Origin of the sequence: Enterobacter sp. Cy-643 (assembly GCF_011752815.1) — a bacterium.
Lineage (GTDB): Bacteria > Pseudomonadota > Gammaproteobacteria > Enterobacterales > Enterobacteriaceae > Cedecea.
In genome coordinates this window covers 23937-43514 of record NZ_VWWV01000011.1, presented here as the reverse complement: position 1 = coordinate 43514, position 19578 = coordinate 23937, and the positions used below count along the sequence as shown (strand labels likewise).

Below are 19578 nucleotides of genomic sequence, written 5' to 3'. Positions count from 1 at the left end.
CACCTGACCCCATGCCGAACTCAGAAGTGAAACGCCGTAGCGCCGATGGTAGTGTGGGGTCTCCCCATGCGAGAGTAGGGAACTGCCAGGCATCAAATTAAGCAGTAAACCGGGGCAACAAACCGGTGGTTGTAAAGAAATTCGGTGGAGCGGTAGTTCAGTCGGTTAGAATACCTGCCTGTCACGCAGGGGGTCGCGGGTTCGAGTCCCGTCCGTTCCGCCACTTATTTAAGCCCTGAGTCTTAGACTCAGGGCTTTTTTGTTTTTAAATTTCATCACGCACAGCGACATTGTTGCTGATTTAGCAAAAATCTTCTGCATTTACCTGCCTTTTTCATCAAAGTTCTCCCCGGCATACTCTGCCTCATACAAACGCACACCCTATAATGAGGTTAATAATGGCAATTCCTGCATTCGGTCTGGGCACTTTCCGCCTGAAAGACGACGTCGTCATCGCATCGGTTAAAACTGCGCTGGAGCTGGGCTATCGCGCGATAGACACTGCACAAATCTATGATAATGAAGGGGCCGTTGGTCAGGCCCTGGAAGAAAGCGCTATTCCGCGTGATGAACTGTTTATCACCACCAAAATCTGGATCGAAAATCTTAGCAAAGATAAGCTGATCCCTAGCCTGAAAGAGAGTCTGGCGAAACTGCGGACTGGCTATGTCGATCTGACCCTGATCCACTGGCCATCGCCAAACGATGCCGTACCGGTTGCTGAATTTATGCAGGCGTTGTTGGCGGCTAAAGAAGCTGGTTTGACTCGTCAGATCGGGATTTCAAACTTTACCGTTGAGCTGATGCAGCAGGCCATCGACGCCGTTGGTGCTGAAAATATTGCGACTAACCAGATCGAACTGTCGCCATACCTGCAAAATCGCACCGTTGTTGAATGGGCTAAAGCGCACAACATCCACATCACGTCTTACATGACGCTGGCGTATGGTAAAGCACTGGCGGATGAAACCATTGGCCGCATTGCACAGAAACATCAGGCTACGCCTGCACAGGTGATTCTGGCGTGGGCAATGGCTTTGGGTTACGCAGTCATCCCTTCTTCCACCAAACGCGCGAATCTGGAAAGCAACCTGCGGGCGCTGAACCTGAAGCTGGATGCAGAAGACATGGCGGCAATTGCTGCCCTGGAATGCAATGATCGCCTGGTAAGTCCGGAAGGCCTGGCTCCTGAGTGGGATAACTAAACCAGATTACGGCCCTTCAGAGGGCCGTTTTACCGCTTCGCTTAGAAAATCGATAAAGGCCCGGATGCGGGTACTCACCGCACGGTCGCTGTAGTACACCGCGCTGAAAGGCATATTGACCGGTAAAAGCTTATCGGCAAGTAGCTCAACAAACTCTCCGCTCTCAATCTCCCTGTTAATCATAAAATCAGACAGGCAGGCGATGCCATTCCCCGTCAGGCACAGCTGCTTAAGCGTTTCTCCGCTATTCGATGAGATGCCTGGTGCGATCTCAAAAAGCTGTCCATCAGCCTGTGAGACCGGCCAGCGGTTAAGCGATGAGGGTTCGGTAAAGCCCAGGCAGACATGATTCATCAAATCGTCGGCGGTCTCCGGCGTACCGTGTGCCGCCAGATACTCAGGTGATGCAATAATTTTGCGATAACTGCTAAAGAGTGGGCGGGCACGTAAACTTGAGTCGGTTAAATTACCCACGCGGATCGCCACATCGACTTTGCGCTCGATGAGGTTAATGAAGGTTTCTGAAGAGACAAGCGAGAGCGTCATTTCCGGGTAGCGTTCGCGAAACGGTTTTATCAGCGGCATCAGTAAATGCAGCATTACCGGCGTTGCGGCATCGATACGCAATAATCCCCGCGGCGTTTGCTTGCTTTCCATCACTTCATTTTCGGCGGCTGCCATCGCCTGCAGAATCTGCTGCACATTACGGAAATAGCGTTCTCCTTCTTCCGTCAGGCTCAGCTGTCGCGTCGTGCGATTGAGCAGGCTCACTCCCAGCTTCATCTCCAGCTTTTTAACCGTTCTGCTTACCGCTGAGTTAGCCTGTCCCAGCTGTTCTGCTGCGCGGCTGAAGCTCCCGCTTTCTACTACGGCAACGAAAATCGCAAGTTCTTCTGATGTAGCCTTCATTATTGCTCCACAAGCAAAATTCTATTGATATTTTACATATTTTTGTTATTTAAGCATCCCGCCATACTGCGTGTCATCAAAAGACACCTGTTATGGAGTAAATTATGCCTCTGGCGCTTCTCGCACTGACAATCAGTGCTTTCGCAATCGGTACCACCGAATTTGTGATTGTCGGGCTTGTACCGACCATCGCTGAACAGCTCGCTATCTCTGTGCCGTCGGCAGGATTGCTGGTTTCTATCTATGCTCTGGGCGTAGCCATTGGCGCGCCTGTTCTCACCGCTTTAACGGGCAAACTGCCGCGTAAACAGCTGCTGATCGGGCTTATGGCGCTGTTCACCGTGGGTAACGTCATCGCCTGGCTATCACCTAATTACGAGACTCTGGTTGTGGCACGCCTGCTAACCGGTCTGGCACACGGCGTGTTTTTCTCTATTGGCTCAACGATAGCGACAAGCCTTGTGCCTAAAGAGAAAGCGGCTTCCGCCATTGCCATTATGTTTGGTGGCCTGACGGTAGCGCTGGTCACTGGTGTGCCATTAGGAACATTTATCGGGCAGCATTTTGGCTGGCGTGAAACCTTCCTCGCGGTATCGGCTATTGGTGTGATCGCGTTAATCAGCAGCATGATCCTTATCCCGAAAGATATTCCTAACCGTGCGATGGCGGGAATTAAAGAGCAATTACAGGTCCTGACGCATCCACGCCTGGTGCTGATCTATCTGGTTACCGCTCTGGGCTACGGTGGTGTGTTTACCGCCTTCACTTTCCTTGCCCCAATGATGCAGGATTTGGCCGGCTTCTCACCTTCTGCAGTCAGCTGGATCCTGCTCGGTTATGGCGTATCGGTGGCCATCGGCAATATCTGGGGTGGGAAACTGGCGGATCGCCACGGGGCTGTCCCGGCCCTGAAATTTATCTTTGCCGCGCTGGCTGCGTTACTTCTGGTCTTCCAGTTCACAGCACATTCACATGTCGCTGCTTTACTGACGATTCTGGTGATGGGCGTGTTTGCTTTCGGTAATGTACCGGGATTACAGGTTTATGTTGTCCAAAAGGCTGAGCAATACACGCCCAACGCGGTAGATGTTGCCTCTGGGCTCAACATCGCGGCCTTTAACGTAGGGATTGCCCTGGGCTCCATTATTGGCGGTCAGACTGTACAGAACTTCGGCCTGGCGCAAACGCCTTGGATTGGCGCCGTGATCGTTGTTGTGGCACTGCTGTTAATAGGCTTAAGTGGCCGACTCGATAAGCAATCACGGGTTGCTATCGGTTAAGTTTTATCTTTCCGGAGCGTGATGGTTTACGTTCCGGAAAGGCAATGGTTTGTAATGGTCGTTGAAAGTCTGCGCTAAAGTCCCTATAACTGAAAGATAGCCTGCGAGCTGCAGGTAAGTTGAGTTACTGAGGTCGTTAGCCAAACGTGCACAAGAATACCTATGCCATGCGATATGTAGCCGGACAGCCAGCAGAGCGCATTCTGCCTCCTGGCTCGTTTGCGACTATCGGCCAGGCATTACCCCCCGGTGAACCTTTACCCGGTCAGGACACAATTCGCGTTCTGGTGTGGAATATCTTTAAGCAGCAGCGAGCCGACTGGCTTTCGGTGCTACAAACCTTCGGCAAAGACGCACATCTGATGTTGCTCCAGGAAGCGCAAACGACGCCTGAGCTGGTCAGGTTTGCGACCACCAACTATCTGGCTGCCGACCAGGTTCCTGCCTTTGTTTTACCCCAGCATCCTTCTGGCGTGATGACGTTGTCTGCAGCCCATCCAGTATATTGCTGCCCGCTGCGTGAACGCGAGCCGATCCTGCGCTTGTCTAAATCAGCGTTGGTCACGGTCTATCCGCTGCCAGACGGACGCATGTTGATGGTGATTAATATCCACGCCGTCAATTTTAGCCTCGGTGTCGATGTCTACAGCAAGCAGTTGGGGCCTATTGGAGACCAGATCGGGCATCATAACGGGCCGGTGATCATGGCCGGTGATTTCAATGCCTGGAGCCGTCCACGCATGAACGCGCTCTTCCGCTTTGCCCGCGAGATGACGCTCAGGGAAGTCCGCTTTACCGACGATCACCGCCGCCGGGCGTTTGGTCGCCCTCTTGATTTCGTGTTCTATCGTGGCCTGAACGTCACCGAAGCTTCGGTGCTGGTGACCCGTGCATCAGACCATAATCCGCTACTAGTTGAATTCCGTCCCGGCAAGCCTGAGCTGAAATAAGGTTCGTCAGGTCTGCCGTTGGGCAGACCTGTGCGCTGCCCTTTTTCTCACTTAACCGCAAGGACATAACGATGACAACGCAATCCCATCACGACAAAGTTGGCCAGCAGTTTGGATCTCAGGCCAGCGCCTATTTAACCAGCACGGTTCATGCTTCCGGGCGCGATCTGGAGCGGCTCAGCGCACGGTTGAATGACCTCCCTCATGCCACGCTCCTGGACATGGGATGCGGGGCAGGGCACGCCAGCTTTATTGCCGCGGCTAAAGTTAAATCGGTGGTGGCTTATGATCTGTCCGATCAGATGCTGGCGGTCGTTGCCGAGGCGGCAACAACGCGTGGAATAGCGAACATCGCGACACGCCAGGGGTACGCGGAATCACTGCCGTTTGACGATAGCACTTTTGATGTAGTCATCAGCCGCTACTCTGCACACCACTGGCATGATGTTGGTCAGGCGCTGCGTGAAGTAAAGCGCGTGCTTAAGCCCGGTGGTATTGCCATCTTTATGGATGTGACCTCGCCAGGCCATCCCGTGAAGGATATCTGGCTGCAGACGGTTGAGGCGCTGCGTGACACCTCGCATGTGCGTAATTATTCGAGCGGAGAATGGCTTAGCCTGTTCAATGATGCAGGTCTGGTAACGCACAGCGTGCTGTGCGACAGGTTGAATCTGGAATTTAACAGCTGGATAGCCAGAATGCGCACGCCGATAGTCTTATCAGACGCGATCCGTGCCTATCAAAAAAGCGCCTCGGACGAGGTGAAGCAATACTTTGAATTACAGCGGGACGGTTCGTTCACCAGCGACATCATCATGCTGGAAGCGCGAAAGGCGTGACGTAAAAAAAGAAAAGGCACCGTAAGGTGCCTTTTTTGTTCTGGCTATCAGGTATCCGGAGAGTTGTTGCCGCTGACAAAAAGCGTCAAACGGTCACCCGGTCTCAGGTCATCGGTACCGCTGTTCCAGCGCATCACATCTTTGATGTTCACGCCGTGACGTTTAGCAATACTCGACAACGAGTCGCCTTTGCGCACCTGATAAGTGATGCTGCTGTTATCGGCCAGCTGCGTGGCGCCACCTTTCACGCTGAGCGTCTGCCCAACTTTGAGGTGCGAACCGCGCAGGTTATTCCAGCTTTGCAAATCCTTAGCATTCACACCGAGGCGTGAAGCAATGCTGGACAGAGTATCCCCTGAACGCACTTTATAGGATTTGTTGCCGCCCGCGTTGAGGCGGTTATCCGCCACCAGCGTTGGCTGTAAAGCATCGATTTCCCCTGAAGCCAGAGAGGCTTTCAGTTGCTCGGCATGCTTTTTCGGCACCATCACATAGCGCTGATTTTTTCCAACGGTGGTGCTTTTCACGCCGGCGTTGAAGGTCTTCAGGTTGGTGAGCGACATGCCTGCCATTTCGGCGACTTGCGTTAACTCAACCGGACTGCTTACTTCAACACGCGCCAGCGCGCGGCTTTCATCCGTTGTCGGCAGACGTACGCCATACTTCTGACTGTTTTTGAGTATATCACTCAACGCCAGCATTTTCGGTACGTAGATCTTTGTTTCACGTGGCAAAGCCAGCGACCAGAAATCGGTAGGTTTACCCCGCGATTTGTTCGCTTTAATAGCATTCAGCACGCGGCCTTCACCGCTGTTGTACGCCGCCACGGTCAACAACCAGTCGCCGTCAAACATCTTGTTCAAACGCTGCATCATATCCAGTGCTGCAGTGGTGGAAGCCACTACATCACGGCGTGCATCGTACGCTTTGGTCTGCTTCAGACCGTAATTGCGCCCCGTACTTGGGATAATCTGCCAAATGCCTGCGGCATTTGCACCAGACGTCGCGTGGGGGTCAAAAGCGCTCTCCACTATGGGTAGTAGTACTAGTTCCATTGGCATGTTGCGTTTCTTAACTTGCCCGGCAATCCAGTACATATACGGCTCTGCCCGTAATGTTACATCGTGGAGATAGCTCTTATTACTCAGGTACTTCTGTTTCTGTTCGCGGATACGGACGTTTTCCGGTATCCCCATCTTTAGCTCGTTGCCGATGAAGTTCCACAGGTTTTGATCTTGCGCGAGGAAGGTTCCATCATCCATCCATCGCGCGGAGGTCGCTCGACCCGTGTACTTTCCTGCTTCACCTTGACCAGCTGCAGACAGACTCTGTGCGTGCTGTTGAATGTTGGCATCATGCTTTGACGCCTGGCATCCGACAAGCAAGACAGAGGCGAGTAGTATCGCTTTTGCCTTCATGTGTGTGTCAATGGTTGCTTAAAAGACGAGCGATGATACCGTCGCCTTTTCGACAACACAACCAGAATATTCAGAAGCTGTCCTTCTTTGTCCTTAACCAGGCGAATACCTCGTGGGGTTGTTGCAAGTTTGTTTCTTTTTTTATTTCTTCTTTTAAAACAGCATCTTCAGTGCGTAAAAAAATATTTATTTCACGTTCAGTTTGCAGGGAAGACGGCAATGTTGAATGATTTTTTGCGCGTAACTCCTTAACTTTTCGATAGTATCCCGTTAAATGCTCATCATGGGGTAGAATACTTAAGGCGAACTTTATGTTTGATTCCGTGTACTCATGTGCGCAACAAATCAGTGTATCTGCGGGGAGTTCATTAAGCTTTTGAAATGAATTAAACATTTGATCTGCCGTGCCTTCAAAAAGCCTTCCGCAGCCGCCTGAAAACATTGTGTCGCCGCAAAATAGATAAGGAAAACTAAAAAAGGAGATATGTCCTAAAGTGTGACCAGGTGTTGCTATCACGCGAAATTCACGCTCAAGCAGACTAAACTTATCCCCTTCGCCCACGATCTGAGTGGCGCCTTTCTGCCGGGTTTCCTCCGGGCCGTAGACCTTAATCTTCGGAAACTTGTCCTTCAATTGCTGAACGCCGCCCACGTGATCGGCATGATGATGGGTCAGCAGAATGGCTTCAGGTTGCCAGCCGTTTTCCTCTATTGCTTTCAAGACTGGCGCGGCGTCGCCAGGGTCGACGATCGCACATTTTCCCTGCTCATTATCAAGCACCCAGATGTAGTTATCCTGGAAGGCGCGAATGCTGTTAAGATTCATAGTTCAACCTCTCTATGGCCATTAAGAAGGTAGTGATGAAACCGGCAAGGATACCTGAGATTATCACTTCCCCCCATCATTGGGCGCAGCTGCGATGGGGGGAACACTATCGGGATGCGCTCGAAGAGCAGCTCCGCCCGTGGCTGGCGAAAATGTTCGGCTTTCACTTATTGAAGATCGGCAACCTGAGTGCGGAAGTGAACACCGAAGCCTGCGCGATTTCTCATCAGGTTAATGTCGCCCTGCAGGGAGAGCATCTGCAGGTTAATGCCGATCCTCTGCACTTGCCGTTTGCGGCGAAGTCGGTGGATGCCTGCCTGTTGGCCCACACCTTGCCCTGGTGCCCGGATCCCCACCGCCTGCTGCGGGAAGTGGATCGTGTCCTGATCGACGACGGCTGGATCGTGCTCAGCAGTTTCAATCCCATCAGTTTGCTGGGACTGGGCAAAACGGTCCCGTTCATGCGTAAGCGTGCGCCTTATAATAGCCGAATGTTTACCCCCATGAGGCAACAAGACTGGCTGTCTTTACTGAATTTTGAAGTGATGTATCGGCGTAGTTTTCAGGTATTGCCCTGGCATAAACAGGGCGGTCGTTTGCTGAGTACTCATCTGCCGGCGCTGGGCTGTATGCACGTTATCGTGGCGCGTAAACGCACGTTGCCGCTGACGCTGAACCCAATGAAAAGCCGCAAAGCGAAAAATCAGATTCGCTCGGCGGTAGGAGCCACGCGGCAGTACCGCGAAGCCGTTGCTAAGGTGCCGCCGCGTCCGGCTGATAACCCACATCCTCATGAGTAGGGCGGGAGGCAGCGTTGCGCGCCAGTTCGTCGCAGCGCTCGTTTTCCGGGTGGCCGGCATGCCCTTTGACCCATTCCCACTTAATCTCGTGGTGGCTGAGGGCGGCATCCAGGCGTTTCCATAAGTCGACGTTTTTCACCGGCTTTTTATCTGCCGTCTTCCAGCCGCGTTTTTTCCAGTTGTGGATCCACTGGGTAATGCCCTGGCGGACGTACTGGCTGTCGGTGCTGAGGACCACATCGCAGGGTTCGATCAGCGCCTCAAGCGCGACGATAGCGGCCATCATCTCCATGCGGTTATTGGTGGTGAGGCGAAACCCTTCGCTGAAGATTTTTTCGTGCTGTTTGTACCGCAAAATTGCCCCGAAGCCGCCCGGCCCTGGATTTCCCAGACACGAGCCATCGGTGAAAACTTCTACCTGTTTACGCATCTCTGGTAGACTTCCTGTGATGAAAAGGTCAAGTCTGACACAAACGAGCGCGATGAGCACAGCTATATGATTTCTACCCCCACCAGACAAATAGTCCTCGATACCGAAACCACCGGTATGAACCAGATCGGTGCTCATTATGAAGGGCATCGTATTATCGAGATCGGTGCGGTTGAAGTGATCAACCGCCGCCTGACGGGCAACAACTTCCACGTCTACCTCAAGCCCGACCGGCTGGTGGATCCGGAAGCCTTTGGCGTTCATGGTATTGCGGACGAATTTCTTGCGGATAAGCCGACCTTCGATCAGGTTGCTGACTCGTTCCTCGACTACATTCGCGGCGCCGAGCTGGTCATTCATAACGCCTCGTTTGATATCGGCTTTATGGACTACGAGTTCAGCAAGCTGCGGCGCGACATTCCTAAAACGGATACCTTCTGCAAGGTAACCGATAGCCTGGCAATGGCCCGGAAGATGTTCCCGGGCAAGCGAAACAGCCTCGATGCGCTCTGCTCTCGCTATGAAATAGACAACAGCAAACGTACGCTCCACGGCGCATTGCTCGATGCCCAAATCCTGGCTGACGTTTATCTGATGATGACCGGCGGGCAAACGTCACTCAAATTTTCTATGGAAGGTGATGTGCAACAGCAGCAGGGCAGCGGCGGTATTCAGCGCGTGGTGCGTCGTGCATCAGGCATGCGGGTGATCCACGCCAGTGATGAAGAGCTGGTGGCCCATGAGTCCCGTCTTGATCTGGTGCAAAAAAAGGGCGGCAGCTGCCTCTGGCGCAGTTAAAAAAAGCCAAAACGAGTTAAAAATCGCCACTCAGGTGATTTTTGCGGCAAACGGTTAATTTTATGATAAAAAGCGTTGACGGTTATCGGGGTAATCCGTAATATCCGCTTCGTTCCCGACGGGGAACAAAACGCGGAGCGGTAGTTCAGTCGGTTAGAATACCTGCCTGTCACGCAGGGGGTCGCGGGTTCGAGTCCCGTCCGTTCCGCCACAATTCAGAAGGCCTGAGTCAGCAATGATTCAGGCCTTCGTCGTTTTTGCCTTCCCTAAAAGTTTGCCAGTCCTCGCGGCGTAATCGCGCGAGGACTGCCTGAAACCACCTCTAGTGCCTGCTTGCCAACGCCACGCCTACCAAAATAGTTGCAATGCCGATGATATGGAAAAGATGCAGCGTTTCGCCGAGAAACACCAGCGACAGCACCACGCCAAAGACGGGGATCAGGTGAATGCTAAGTCCGGCGCGTGCGGCGCCGACAGCTTCCACGCAGCGCCCGTAGAGCAGATAGGAAACAAAAGAGGGGAATGCGCCGAGGAACACCACCGCTGAAATCGTCATGGTATTCCAGTGCGGCACAGCGCCGGTGCTCATTTCATGCAGCCACAGCGGCAGCGTCACCACCAGCGCGATAGCTACCTGAACGCCCAGCAGCCCCATGCGGCTAATATCGGAGGGGATTTTACGGATCCACAGCGTATACAGCGCAAAACAGGCCATGGCCGCCAGCAGCATCAGGTCACCCGATGAAAACGCCATTTGCAGCAGCCCGTGGATATCGCCCTTAAAGATAATAAACAGCACACCGCAGCAGGAAATTGCCAGGCCCACCACCTGCTTAACGCTGAGCTTGTGCCCAAAAAACAGCGCGCCAAATAGCATAATCAGCACCGGTATACAGGAGTTAAGCAACAGCGCGTTGGTGCTCGACGTGTGGTGCAGGCCGATATACACCAGCAGACTGAAACAGACGATCCCCGTCACCGAGACGGCGACAATCCAGCCCAGATACTCCCGATAGCGACGAAAGTCTCTTTTTATATAAGGCAGCGCAAACGGCAGGATCACAATCAGCGCCACCAGCCAGCGCATAAAGGTGAGCCCTACCGGAGGAATATCGTTGCGAACGGCTTTGCCGACGATGTAATTACACGCCCAAAGCAGCGGCGGAACAGTAAACAAGAGCAAAACATACCAGGCCGACGGCTTATGGGGGGCAGCCTCAGTGGCCGACTTCTTACTGCTGAGCAAGGGACTCTCCTTTGACACGGGATTTTGCTGGAAAGGGCGAAGGGAGAATATATCACTCGCGCTGAGCCAGCCGTCGTCTCAGAGAAGAAAAAGAGTATGTCTGGAAATGAAAAAGCCTGAACCCCTTCGGGCCCAGGCCTCAATGTTTACTCTTTGGAGGTGGCGACGCGGCCAGCAAAACCGGCAGCAACGCTGACTCTTTCGCTACGCGCCAGCCAGCGGTAGCAGCTCAGGCCGAGGAACACGCCGATAAACCAGCTGAAGTTGGCGACTTCATGCAGGGAAGGAATAAAGCTGATAGTCAGGCAGACGGCAACCGAAGGCACCAGGGCGATGATCGCTTTCGGGTTAAAGCCGTGGCTGTACCAGTAGCGGCCTTTCGGCGTGTCGTTAAACAAATCGTCGACGTGAATTTTACCGCCTTTCACCAGGTAGAAGTCCGCCAGCAGGATGCCGAACAGCGGCCCAATGAACGAGCCCAGCACATCCAGCGTGTAGTGAATCAGCTCCGGGGACTGGAACAGGTTCCACGGCGTCAGCAGCACAGAACCCACCGCGGCGATCATCCCGCCGGCACGGAAGCTGATCTTCTGCGGGGAGCAGTTAGAAAAGTCGAACGCCGGAGAAACAAAGTTCGCCACGATATTGATTCCGATAGTTGCGGTGATCATCGTCAGTAGGCCAATCGCCATCGCGAGGCTGTTACCAATATGGCTCACGGTTTCGATCGGGTCGGTGATCATCTTGCCGAACAGCGACTGAGTACCGGACACAATCACCACGGTGACAATAGAGAACAGCAGGAAGTTAAACGGCAGGCCCCAGCGGTTGCCGCGGCGGATCTCATTCATGCTTTTACCGTAGCGAGAGAAATCGCCGAAGTTCAGCAGCGGGCCGGAGAAGTACGACACCACCAGCGCGGTGGCGGTGATCATCTGCCACACCTGCTCGCCGGAGCTAAGCTGTTTACTCGCTAAAGTAAAGGAGATGCCATCGAAACCGGTTTGATACAGGATCCAGCCTGCCAGCGCCATCATCACGATGTATACGGCGGGGCCCGCGATATCAATAAAGCGCTTAATCGCGTTCATCCCGTGCCAGAACACCATCGCCTGCAGTACCCACATAATACCGAAGCAGATCCAGCCGAGCTGAGACAGGCCGAGGAAGCTGACGCCCGTCATTGGCGCCAGCGTTGGCCAGAACTTCAACAGCACCAGCATCAATGCGTTAGCGGCCAGGTAAGTTTGTATCCCGTACCAGGCGAAGGCGATAAGCCCGCGGATCACCGCCGGAATATTGGCGCCGAAGACCCCGAAAGCCTGGCGGCAAATCACCGCGTAAGGTACGCCCGCCATCTGGCTGGGTCTGGCGACCAGGTTGGCACAAAACTGCACGATGCAAATCCCTGCCAGCAGGCAAATCAGCACCTGCCAGCTGGCCAGCCCGAGCGTAAAGAAGCTGGCTGCAACCACGTAGCCGCCCATGCTGTGTACATCAGACATCCAAAACGAAAAAATATTATACCAGGACCAAGTCTGGTGGCGGGTTGGGGCCAGGTCATCGTTGCACAGGCGCGGGCTGTAGCCGGCGTTGGCACTCTCTTTCATGGCTGCTGCATTGTTCTCTATACCTGGCATGGGATCTGCTCCTATAAAAACAGAAGATGGATTACGTCTGCCATAGGTATTGCAGGAACCAGGCCAGGTTTGCATTTCTTGTATTCAATTATCAGTGATATTGTATACAAATAAAGAGTGCCTGGTGCTAACAGGAGAGGTGAATGAAGCGTGATTTCGGGGTGACAGCCCCAGCAGAACTGCATGATAAAGAAGCCGTGATCTGGCAATCGCTGATGACGGCGATGGTCGAACACCAGCTGCCGCCGGGCAGTAAACTGCCGGAAGAAGCGCTGGCGGATGTTTTTGGCATTAGCCGAACCGGGATCCGTAAAGTCTTAACGCGCCTCGCAACGGTGCAAATGATCACCATGCTGCCCGGGCGTGGTGCATTTGTGGCCACGCCGGACGTCGAAGAATCAAAAGCGATCTTCCAGACCCGCTCCGTCCTTGAATGCGCCAACCTGCCTCATGTCCTCGAGCATCTTCAGGCGCCGCACCTTGCCGCGCTGCGTAAAATCATCCAGCAGGAAGAGAAGGCGCACCGCGACGGAGACGGGCCGGCGGCAATCCGCCTGTCAGCGGCGTTTCATATCCAGCTGCAGGCTATTTCCGGCAACGCTGTGCTGACGGAAATGGTCACCAGTTTGACGCACCGCTCCTCGCTGGCGATCGCAGCCTGGGGCGCGCCGTGGCAGCGTGGCTGCCGCTGTGACGATCATGAACAGCTAATCGATCTGCTGCGTAAAAAAGACATTGAACCGCTGACCCTGGCGATGCAGCACCACTTCGATCACATTGTTTCCAGCCTGCATTTTGAGCGCAGCGGTGAAACCACCCCAGACTTCGCCCGCCTCTTTGGCACCCGACAGGAATAACCATGCCCCAGCCTATTATTCAAGTGATCAACCCCAATACCAGCCAGGCTATGACGCACACCATTGCTGAAGCCGCGCGTAGCGTTGCGGCTCCCGGTACGCAAATCCTCGCGACCTGCCCGGAACAGGGCGTGGAGTCAATAGAAGGGCATTTTGACGAAGCCATTGCGGCCATCGGCGTGCTGGAACAAATCCAGCAGGGCAAAGCGCAGGGCGCGAACGGGCACGTCATTGCCTGCTTCGGCGACCCAGGGCTGCTGGCGGCGCGCGAGATAGCCAGCGGGCCGGTGATTGGCATTGCCGAAGCGGCCATGCATATGGCCACGATGGTCGCTACCCGCTTCTCTATTGTGACCACGCTACCGCGCACGGTGATCATCGCCCGCCATTTACTGCAACAATATGGCTTTGAGCATCACTGCGCGGCGCTGCATGCCATCGATCTGCCTGTGCTGGCGCTGGAAGACGGCACCGGGCTTGCCCAGCGCATGGTGCGTGAACGCTGCATTCAGGCCAAAAAAGAAGACAACAGCGGGGCAATCGTGCTGGGCTGCGGCGGTATGGCAAACCTGGCGAAAGAGCTGACTGAAGAGATCGGCATCCCGGTCATCGACGGCGTTACCGCGGCGGTGAAGCTGGTGGAGTCGCTGGTTGCGCTGGGCATCGGCACCAGTAAATTTGGCGACCTCGCTTATCCGAATAAAAAGCCGCTTTCCGGCGCTTTTGCTCGCCTGGGCTAAGGTTGAAGAGGCTAATGATGACGGAAGAGCAAAAGCGTAATCGCTACCCATTTACTGAAAACTACCCGCGCGATCTCGCCGGTTATGCCGGCAATCCTCCCCATGCGCAGTGGCCGAACGGCGCACGCATTGCGGTTCAGTTTGTCCTGAACTTTGAAGAAGGGGCGGAAAACAACGTCCTGCACGGCGACAGCGGCTCGGAACAATTTCTCTCCGACATCATCGGGGCGGCCAGCTTCCCGGACCGCCATATGTCGATGGACTCCCTGTACGAATACGGCTCCCGGGTGGGGTTCTGGCGTATTCATAATGAATTCCAAAAGCGCGGCCTGCCGTTGACGGTGTTTGGCGTCGCCATGGCGCTGGCCCGCAATCCGGACATTGTGGCTGCCATCAAAGCCGCCGATTACGACGTGGTCAGCCACGGCTGGCGCTGGATCCATTATCAGAATATGGACGTTGCCACCGAGCGCCAGCACCTGCATCAGGCGATGGAAGTCCTGGAAGACCTCTTTGGCTCCCGCCCGCTGGGCTGGTACACCGGGCGCGACAGCCCCAATACGCGAAGGCTGGTGGTTGAGCACGGCGGTATTCTGTACGACAGCGATTACTACGGCGACGACCTGCCTTTCTGGAGCAAAGTGACCTGCGAAGACGGCAGTACCAAACCCCATCTGATCGTGCCGTACACGCTGGATACCAATGATATGCGCTTCGCCACCGCGCAGGGGTTCAATACCGCCGAGCAGTTCTACACCTACCTGAAAGACAGTTTCGACGTGCTGTATGAAGAAGGCGAAACGGCGCCGAAGATGATGTCCATCGGCATGCATTGCCGCCTGTTAGGGCGACCAGGACGCTTCCGGGCGCTGCAGCGTTTTCTGGATTATGTGCAGCAACATGAGGGCGTGTGGATTTGCAGAAGGCAGGACATTGCCGAACATTGGGTGAAGACGCATCCTTTTGTTGAGTAATACTCATTTTTATCATGGTGTTATCCCCTCTCCCTTCCAGGGAGAGGGCCAGGGTGAGGGGAAATCACCCCATTAAACTTACATGCGCCGCCACAATCTTCCAGCCTGACGCGAACCGGACCCAGGTCTGCATCTGGCGGCCAATCTTATCGCTGCCTTCTCGGGTAAATTCTGTGCTTGCCACCGCCAGATCGTCGCTAAATGTCGTAATGACGGTGTTTCTCAGCTGGCGATCCAGCCCCTTCGGCGAACGCCCGTTGCGGAAAGTGCGGATCTGCTCAATGCCATAAAGGTTTTCCGTCGCACCAAAACGCACGGTGCGAGCATCCTCCCAAAACAGCTCATCCAGAACGGCGACGTCGTTGGCGATCAGCGCCTGCTCATAGCGATAAAATGCCGCAGTGACTTCATTTAAAACGGCCGGGCGGTCGATATCATCTCGCATCATTTAACTTACCTTCGTCTGTAGAATACCCTGAATTTCCAGGCGGCGAGCGGCCTGCAAGCAAATGTCTTCTCGCCACGGTGCGGCAATTAATTGCACGCCGATCGGTAAACCGCTGGTCGCGATCAGCGGGGCGCTGACAACCGGTAGCCCGAGGAAAGAGATCGGCTGCGTCAGGATCCCCATACTGGCTTTGACCGGGATCTCCTGCCCGTTGATATGCATGGTTTGCTGCCCGATAAGCGTGGCGCTGCAGGGCGTGGCAGGCGCAATAAGCAGATCAAAATGGTCAAACAGCGGCAGCGTACGATCGCGGAACCAGGCCCGGAAACGCTGAGCCTGGGTGTACCAGGCTGACGGCGTCATGGCCCCGGCCAGCAGGCGTTCGCGAGAATTAGGCTCGAAGCATTCAGGGCGGGTTCGCAGCGCGGGCAGATACTGATTGCCCCCTTCGGCGGCGGTCAGCAAAAAAGCCGCCGAGCGGGCGAGTTCAGCTTCCGGCATAGAAACTTTTTCCGTGGCCTGGAGCGCTTTGGCTACCCGGCTAACGGCCTCTTTCGCATCCGCGTCACACCAGCTTTCAAAGAAGCCATCAAGCATCGCCACGCGAAGCGGCGTACCGCGATCCAGTGTCGTATAAACCGGCTCAATGGCGCGCGAAGTCTGAAAAGGATCGCTGCCGTCATAGCCTTGCAGCACATCGTAAACCGCCGTGACATCCTCCACGCTGCGAGCCAGCGGGCCGATATGGTCGAGGCTGGCGACAAAAGGATGGCTGCCGCCGCGCGACAGGCGACCAAAAGTCGGCTTCAGGCCGACCAGCCCGCAAAGCGAAGATGGAACGCGAATGGAGCCGTTGGTGTCGGTACCAAGAGAGAAATTCACCATGCCCGCGGCGACAGCTGCCGCCGAGCCGCCGGACGATCCGCCCGCAATACGCGAGAGATCGTGCGGATTTTTGGTGGCGCCGTAATAACTGTTTTCCGTGGTGAAGCCGTAGGCATAGGCATCCATATTCAACGCGCCGCTGAGCATTCCACCCGCTTTTTGCAGCTGCGTAATAGCGAAGGCATCCTGGGATGCCGCGGGTTGTCCGGCAAACAGCTCCGCGCCTGAAAGGGTTGTTACGCCTTTAATATCGAAAAGATTTTTTACCGCGTAAGGTACACCCGCGAGCGAAGGCAGAGGGCTGCCGCTGGCAATAAGCTGGTCGACCGAGGCGGCCTCTGCCAGCAAACGATCCCGGGTGACGTCGGTAAAAGCATTAAGCTGCGGGTTTCGCTGTTCAATCTTTGCCAGCGTTTGTTGGGCCAGCTCGGTGGCCGAAAAAGCCTTGTCCCGCAGTCCCTGCTGGATCTGGCGGATAGAAAGAACGGTCATAATGTATAGACTCCGGCGGTTTCCTGGCGGTCGGCAAGCGGGAAGGCCATCAGCGGTTCAGCCATGGCCGCAATGCGCGCCAGCTGAAACTCCAGCTCTCTACGGCGCTCATCGGTCAGCGGCACGGCGAGCAGTTGCTCCATCAGGGCAATGTAGTGCTGCCACTCAAAAGAAGGTTGGTTCATTGGTATTTTCCTCAAAAGCCTGCGGCGCTGCCGTTGCTGCGCGGATCCCACGCACCTTCGAGCATGCCATTGGTATGTCTGACGATGGCGCCGGCGTGGCCGACGATCTCGCTGAAGGCGGGGAGCGTTTCTACCTCGTGTCCCAGGGCTTCAAGCGCGTTTACGGTGTCTGGGCTGAAGCGGTTTTCAAGCTTGAGGCTGTCGGAAACCTGTCCCCAGGTACGTCCCAGCAGCCAGCGAGGCGCGCAGATCGCCTCTTGTAAACCGGCGCCCTGAAGTACATAGCGGGTAAAGATTGTGGCCTGCGTCTGCGGCTGCCCATCGCCGCCCATCGAGCCGTAAACCAGCGTCCTGCCGTCCGCAAGCCTGGCCGCTGCCGGATTCAGGGTGTGGAACGGTTTTTTGCCCGGTGCCAGCGCCAGCAGGTGCTCTGCATCGAGGCTGAAAGACGCCCCGCGGTTTTGCCACAGCACGCCGCTTTCGGGCAGCACAACCCCGCTGCCGAATTCGTGATAAATACTTTGAATAAACGACACGGCCAGGCCGTTACCGTCGATGACGCCCATCCAGACCGTGTCGCCGGGGCCTTTGCCTTTGCCCCACGGGGCGGCGTTTTGGTCATCAATTTTTGCGGCCAGCAGATCCAACTCTTCGGGATCCAGCAGGTTTTGTATTGAGGTATCGATCAGGCGTGGGTCGGTGATATGCGTGTCGCGCAGCGCAAAGGCTTTTTTGGTGGCTTCCACGATGCGGTGTACGGTCTGAACTTCACTGGCGTTTGCCATCGACAGACGGTCGGTAATGCCGAGGATTGCCAGCGAGACCAGCCCTTGCGTCGGCGGGGCGAGATTAAAAACTTCCCCGGCCTGGTGCTCAAGCCGAAGCGGTTTGGTACGAGTAGCCCGGTGCGCCGCCAGATCGTCAGCTGTGACTGGTATCCCCAGCCCGGCCAGCTCTTCGGCAATGATTGAGGCCAGCGGACCACGATAAAAACTGTCCAGGCCTTCTACCGTTATTCGTGTCAGGGTCGCGGCCAGTCGGGGCTGCGTGAAACGACTCCCGGTCGCGGGTGCGTCACCATGCTGCAGGAATGTTTCAGCAAATCCGGGAATATCAACCAGCTCGGCGTATTTGCTTTGCGTCGCGTTCGCCTGAGAGGCGGTGACCGGGATCCCGTCCGCCGCATAGCGAATAGCATCGGCCATCAGGCGGGAAAGCGGTATTTGCCCGCCGCCAAGCTCCGATGACACTTTCAGCGCTTCTGCCCAGCCGCTCAGCGTGCCGGGCACGGTCAACGCAGCGCGAGTGCCTCGATGGGGAATGGCGCGTTCTCCCCGGTAGAAATCCAGTGACGCCAGCGATCCGGAAGCCCCGCTGGCGTCGATGGCAACGGGTTCTCCCTCAGGCGGAACAATCAGCCAAAATCCATCCCCGCCAATACCGTTCATATGGGGATAAACGACCGCAATACTCGCGGCTGCGGCGACCATCGCTTCAATGGCATCACCGCCCTGGCGCAGCACAGACAGCGCACTTTCAGAAGCCAGATGATGGGGCGTCACCGCCATGCCACCGGGGGCCATATTGCTTTGCATATTTTTCTTCTCTTGCAGGAAATCCGCTCGGGTAGGAGAGTCAGAAGCAAGAGATGTTCCAGGTTGACGAGGATCGTTTCACTGTGTCAGGCTTTGATGAAACAAAAGTTACAGGAGTCAGCATGAAACAGTTAGACGAGCGGTTGCGGGCATCATGGGCGCTTTTTTCCCCGCAGGAGCAGCGCGTGGCCTCGTTCATCGTTGACCACTTTGATGACTTAATCAGCTACAACAGCGCCGAGCTGGCGCGGCTTTCCGGCGTGTCCAAGGCCACGGTGAGCCGCCTGTTTAAGCGCTTAGGCTACGAGCGCTACAAAGATATGCGCGAAGAGCTGCGTACCCTGCGCCAGAGCGGGATGCCGCTGACGGAAAACCGCGATGCTGTGCAGGGCAACACGCTGCTGGCACGGCATTACAAACAGGAAATGGCGAACCTCACTCAGCTGGTGAATCAGCTGGAAGCGGGGCCGTTTGCCGAAGTGGTTAATGCCCTTGTGACCGGGAAGCGTTTATTTATCATTGGGATGCGTAACTCCTGGCCGGTGGCGATGCACTTACGCCAGCAGCTTTTGCAGGTGCGCAGCGGCGTATATTTGCTCCCGCAGCCTGGGCAGACGCTGGCGGAAGAGCTGGTGGATATCGGCCCGGAAGATTGCGTGGTCGCCGTGGCGTTTCGCCGCAGGCCGCGCATTATCAAGCCGCTGCTCGCCAGCCTGCAGCAGCGCGGTATCCCGCTGGTGGTGCTGAGCGAGCCCGTTTCGACCGGGCTGGCAGCTTATTCTGGCTGGCATTTGAGCGCGCCACTCGATAGCGTTTCGGCGTTCGACAGCTACAGCAGCGCCATGAGCCTGGTGAATTTACTGGCTAACGCGGTGCTGCATGAATCATTGACCAGCGGGCGTCAGCGTATCCATAATATCGCTGAATTGTATACAGAGCTGGACGAGCTCGAACAGCGTTAACGCTCCTCGCTGGTGCAGTTGCACGCTCCGGGGGAGCCAAAAGAGTTCATCGTTTTTACCGAACCTGTTTTTCCGCGCTGGCTTAAGCCTGTCAGCCGG

Annotated in this window: 20 protein-coding genes, 2 tRNA genes and 1 rRNA gene; 13 read left to right on the top strand and 10 right to left on the bottom strand. The window is 55.4% G+C overall.

Going from position 1 to position 19578, the window contains the following annotated elements; translation table 11 throughout:
• The 3 genes from rrf to dkgB form a co-directional block, all read left to right on the top strand.
• A 5S ribosomal RNA gene (gene rrf / locus F3J29_RS22145) occupies window positions 1–91 on the top strand; the annotation flags it as partial.
• Window positions 92–146: 55 nt separating this feature from the next.
• Window positions 147–223 (top strand) — tRNA-Asp (locus F3J29_RS22140).
• 175 nt (window positions 224–398) lie between these two features.
• Window positions 399–1205 (top strand): 2,5-didehydrogluconate reductase DkgB, encoded by an 807-nt coding sequence (gene dkgB, locus F3J29_RS22135; RefSeq protein ID WP_166869315.1) that lies wholly within the window; start codon window positions 399–401, stop codon window positions 1203–1205.
• A 6-nt stretch (window positions 1206–1211) separates the two neighbouring features.
• On the opposite strand, the gene yafC is transcribed toward dkgB, so the two are convergent.
• On the bottom strand, window positions 1212–2114 hold the full coding sequence (yafC, locus tag F3J29_RS22130; RefSeq protein ID WP_166869313.1) for a DNA-binding transcriptional regulator YafC: 903 nt from the start codon (window positions 2112–2114) through the stop codon (window positions 1212–1214).
• Window positions 2115–2218: 104 nt separating this feature from the next.
• On the opposite strand from yafC, the gene F3J29_RS22125 reads away from it, so the two are divergent.
• The 3 genes from F3J29_RS22125 (at window position 2219) to F3J29_RS22115 (ending at window position 5183) form a co-directional block, all read left to right on the top strand.
• Window positions 2219–3394: an MFS transporter gene (locus F3J29_RS22125; protein ID WP_166869311.1), complete on the top strand. Its 1176-nt coding sequence runs from the start codon at window positions 2219–2221 to the stop codon at window positions 3392–3394.
• Between the two features lie 146 nt (window positions 3395–3540).
• Window positions 3541–4344, top strand: a complete 804-nt coding sequence (locus tag F3J29_RS22120) for an endonuclease/exonuclease/phosphatase family protein (RefSeq protein WP_039290472.1) — start codon at window positions 3541–3543, stop codon at window positions 4342–4344.
• Between the two features lie 71 nt (window positions 4345–4415).
• Window positions 4416–5183: a class I SAM-dependent methyltransferase gene (locus tag F3J29_RS22115; RefSeq protein ID WP_166869309.1), complete on the top strand. Its 768-nt coding sequence runs from the start codon at window positions 4416–4418 to the stop codon at window positions 5181–5183.
• A gap of 47 nt (window positions 5184–5230) precedes the next feature.
• Here F3J29_RS22115 and mltD read toward each other — a convergent pair whose 3' ends face one another.
• Entirely contained in the window at window positions 5231–6601 is a 1371-nt protein-coding gene (gene mltD / locus F3J29_RS22110) for a murein transglycosylase D (protein WP_166869308.1), read from the bottom strand.
• A 70-nt stretch (window positions 6602–6671) separates the two neighbouring features.
• A complete protein-coding gene (gloB, locus tag F3J29_RS22105) occupies window positions 6672–7427 on the bottom strand; it encodes a hydroxyacylglutathione hydrolase (protein ID WP_166869306.1) in 756 nt (251 codons plus the stop codon).
• Between the two features lie 35 nt (window positions 7428–7462).
• Here gloB and F3J29_RS22100 point away from each other — a divergent pair, with 35 nt between their 5' ends.
• A complete protein-coding gene (locus F3J29_RS22100) occupies window positions 7463–8227 on the top strand; it encodes a class I SAM-dependent methyltransferase (RefSeq protein ID WP_166869304.1) in 765 nt (254 codons plus the stop codon).
• On the opposite strand, the gene rnhA is transcribed toward F3J29_RS22100, so the two are convergent.
• On the bottom strand, window positions 8181–8657 hold the full coding sequence (gene rnhA, locus F3J29_RS22095) for a ribonuclease HI (RefSeq protein WP_061278896.1): 477 nt from the start codon (window positions 8655–8657) through the stop codon (window positions 8181–8183). The genes F3J29_RS22100 and rnhA overlap by 47 nt on opposite strands.
• Before the next feature lie 66 nt (window positions 8658–8723).
• On the opposite strand from rnhA, the gene dnaQ reads away from it, so the two are divergent.
• Complete coding sequence (dnaQ, locus tag F3J29_RS22090; RefSeq protein ID WP_039290488.1) at window positions 8724–9455, top strand: DNA polymerase III subunit epsilon; 732 nt, start codon at window positions 8724–8726, stop codon at window positions 9453–9455.
• Window positions 9456–9589: 134 nt separating this feature from the next.
• Window positions 9590–9666 (top strand) — tRNA-Asp (locus F3J29_RS22085).
• A 111-nt stretch (window positions 9667–9777) separates the two neighbouring features.
• On the opposite strand, the gene F3J29_RS22080 is transcribed toward F3J29_RS22085, so the two are convergent.
• Together F3J29_RS22080 and F3J29_RS22075 are read right to left on the bottom strand one after the other, a co-directional pair.
• Window positions 9778–10701: a DMT family transporter gene (locus F3J29_RS22080; RefSeq protein WP_166869302.1), complete on the bottom strand. Its 924-nt coding sequence runs from the start codon at window positions 10699–10701 to the stop codon at window positions 9778–9780.
• 146 nt (window positions 10702–10847) lie between these two features.
• A complete protein-coding gene (locus F3J29_RS22075; RefSeq protein WP_166869300.1) occupies window positions 10848–12341 on the bottom strand; it encodes an NCS1 family nucleobase:cation symporter-1 in 1494 nt (497 codons plus the stop codon).
• Between the two features lie 143 nt (window positions 12342–12484).
• Between F3J29_RS22075 and F3J29_RS22070 the strand changes: the two genes are divergently transcribed.
• Genes F3J29_RS22070 through puuE form a run of 3 tightly spaced genes read left to right on the top strand, consistent with a single transcriptional unit; the run spans window position 12485 to window position 14912 of the window.
• Window positions 12485–13198: a GntR family transcriptional regulator gene (locus tag F3J29_RS22070; RefSeq protein WP_166869298.1), complete on the top strand. Its 714-nt coding sequence runs from the start codon at window positions 12485–12487 to the stop codon at window positions 13196–13198.
• 2 nt (window positions 13199–13200) lie between these two features.
• The gene (gene hpxA, locus F3J29_RS22065) at window positions 13201–13938 is read left to right on the top strand and encodes an allantoin racemase (RefSeq protein WP_166869296.1); all 738 of its coding nucleotides are present in this window, start codon (window positions 13201–13203) and stop codon (window positions 13936–13938) included.
• A 17-nt stretch (window positions 13939–13955) separates the two neighbouring features.
• Window positions 13956–14912, top strand: a complete 957-nt coding sequence (gene puuE / locus F3J29_RS22060; protein ID WP_166869322.1) for an allantoinase PuuE — start codon at window positions 13956–13958, stop codon at window positions 14910–14912.
• A 64-nt stretch (window positions 14913–14976) separates the two neighbouring features.
• Here the strand turns inward: puuE and hpxZ are convergent, their stop codons facing one another.
• The 4 genes from hpxZ to F3J29_RS22040 are packed head-to-tail and all read right to left on the bottom strand — an operon-like array spanning window position 14977 to window position 18517.
• Window positions 14977–15360, bottom strand: a complete 384-nt coding sequence (gene hpxZ / locus F3J29_RS22055) for an oxalurate catabolism protein HpxZ (RefSeq protein ID WP_166869294.1) — start codon at window positions 15358–15360, stop codon at window positions 14977–14979.
• The gene (locus tag F3J29_RS22050) at window positions 15361–16737 is read right to left on the bottom strand and encodes an AtzE family amidohydrolase (protein WP_166869292.1); all 1377 of its coding nucleotides are present in this window, start codon (window positions 16735–16737) and stop codon (window positions 15361–15363) included.
• Window positions 16734–16922, bottom strand: coding sequence for an oxalurate catabolism protein HpxX (hpxX, locus tag F3J29_RS22045; RefSeq protein WP_166869290.1), 189 nt, complete (start codon window positions 16920–16922; stop codon window positions 16734–16736). Before hpxX ends, F3J29_RS22050 begins: the two co-directional genes overlap by 4 nt.
• An 11-nt stretch (window positions 16923–16933) precedes the next feature.
• Window positions 16934–18517: a gamma-glutamyltransferase family protein gene (locus F3J29_RS22040; RefSeq protein ID WP_166869289.1), complete on the bottom strand. Its 1584-nt coding sequence runs from the start codon at window positions 18515–18517 to the stop codon at window positions 16934–16936.
• A 122-nt stretch (window positions 18518–18639) separates the two neighbouring features.
• Between F3J29_RS22040 and F3J29_RS22035 the strand changes: the two genes are divergently transcribed.
• On the top strand, window positions 18640–19479 hold the full coding sequence (locus F3J29_RS22035; protein ID WP_166869287.1) for a MurR/RpiR family transcriptional regulator: 840 nt from the start codon (window positions 18640–18642) through the stop codon (window positions 19477–19479).
• Window positions 19480–19578 lie beyond the last annotated feature (99 nt).

What these genes read in the sequence shown, in the direction of transcription:
- dkgB (WP_166869315.1), top strand. Translation starts at nt 399, where the DNA reads ATGGCAATTCCTGCATTCGGTCTGGGCACTTTCCGCCTGAAAGACGAC.
- yafC (WP_166869313.1), bottom strand. Translation starts at nt 2,114, where the DNA reads ATGAAGGCTACATCAGAAGAACTTGCGATTTTCGTTGCCGTAGTAGAA.
- F3J29_RS22125 (WP_166869311.1), top strand. Translation starts at nt 2,219, where the DNA reads ATGCCTCTGGCGCTTCTCGCACTGACAATCAGTGCTTTCGCAATCGGT.
- F3J29_RS22115 (WP_166869309.1), top strand. Translation starts at nt 4,416, where the DNA reads ATGACAACGCAATCCCATCACGACAAAGTTGGCCAGCAGTTTGGATCT.
- mltD (WP_166869308.1), bottom strand. Translation starts at nt 6,601, where the DNA reads ATGAAGGCAAAAGCGATACTACTCGCCTCTGTCTTGCTTGTCGGATGC.
- gloB (WP_166869306.1), bottom strand. Translation starts at nt 7,427, where the DNA reads ATGAATCTTAACAGCATTCGCGCCTTCCAGGATAACTACATCTGGGTG.
- F3J29_RS22100 (WP_166869304.1), top strand. Translation starts at nt 7,463, where the DNA reads ATGAAACCGGCAAGGATACCTGAGATTATCACTTCCCCCCATCATTGG.
- rnhA (WP_061278896.1), bottom strand. Translation starts at nt 8,657, where the DNA reads ATGCGTAAACAGGTAGAAGTTTTCACCGATGGCTCGTGTCTGGGAAAT.
- dnaQ (WP_039290488.1), top strand. Translation starts at nt 8,724, where the DNA reads ATGATTTCTACCCCCACCAGACAAATAGTCCTCGATACCGAAACCACC.
- F3J29_RS22075 (WP_166869300.1), bottom strand. Translation starts at nt 12,341, where the DNA reads ATGCCAGGTATAGAGAACAATGCAGCAGCCATGAAAGAGAGTGCCAAC.
- F3J29_RS22070 (WP_166869298.1), top strand. Translation starts at nt 12,485, where the DNA reads ATGAAGCGTGATTTCGGGGTGACAGCCCCAGCAGAACTGCATGATAAA.
- hpxA (WP_166869296.1), top strand. Translation starts at nt 13,201, where the DNA reads ATGCCCCAGCCTATTATTCAAGTGATCAACCCCAATACCAGCCAGGCT.
- puuE (WP_166869322.1), top strand. Translation starts at nt 13,956, where the DNA reads ATGACGGAAGAGCAAAAGCGTAATCGCTACCCATTTACTGAAAACTAC.
- hpxZ (WP_166869294.1), bottom strand. Translation starts at nt 15,360, where the DNA reads ATGATGCGAGATGATATCGACCGCCCGGCCGTTTTAAATGAAGTCACT.
- F3J29_RS22050 (WP_166869292.1), bottom strand. Translation starts at nt 16,737, where the DNA reads ATGACCGTTCTTTCTATCCGCCAGATCCAGCAGGGACTGCGGGACAAG.
- hpxX (WP_166869290.1), bottom strand. Translation starts at nt 16,922, where the DNA reads ATGAACCAACCTTCTTTTGAGTGGCAGCACTACATTGCCCTGATGGAG.
- F3J29_RS22040 (WP_166869289.1), bottom strand. Translation starts at nt 18,517, where the DNA reads ATGCAAAGCAATATGGCCCCCGGTGGCATGGCGGTGACGCCCCATCAT.
- F3J29_RS22035 (WP_166869287.1), top strand. Translation starts at nt 18,640, where the DNA reads ATGAAACAGTTAGACGAGCGGTTGCGGGCATCATGGGCGCTTTTTTCC.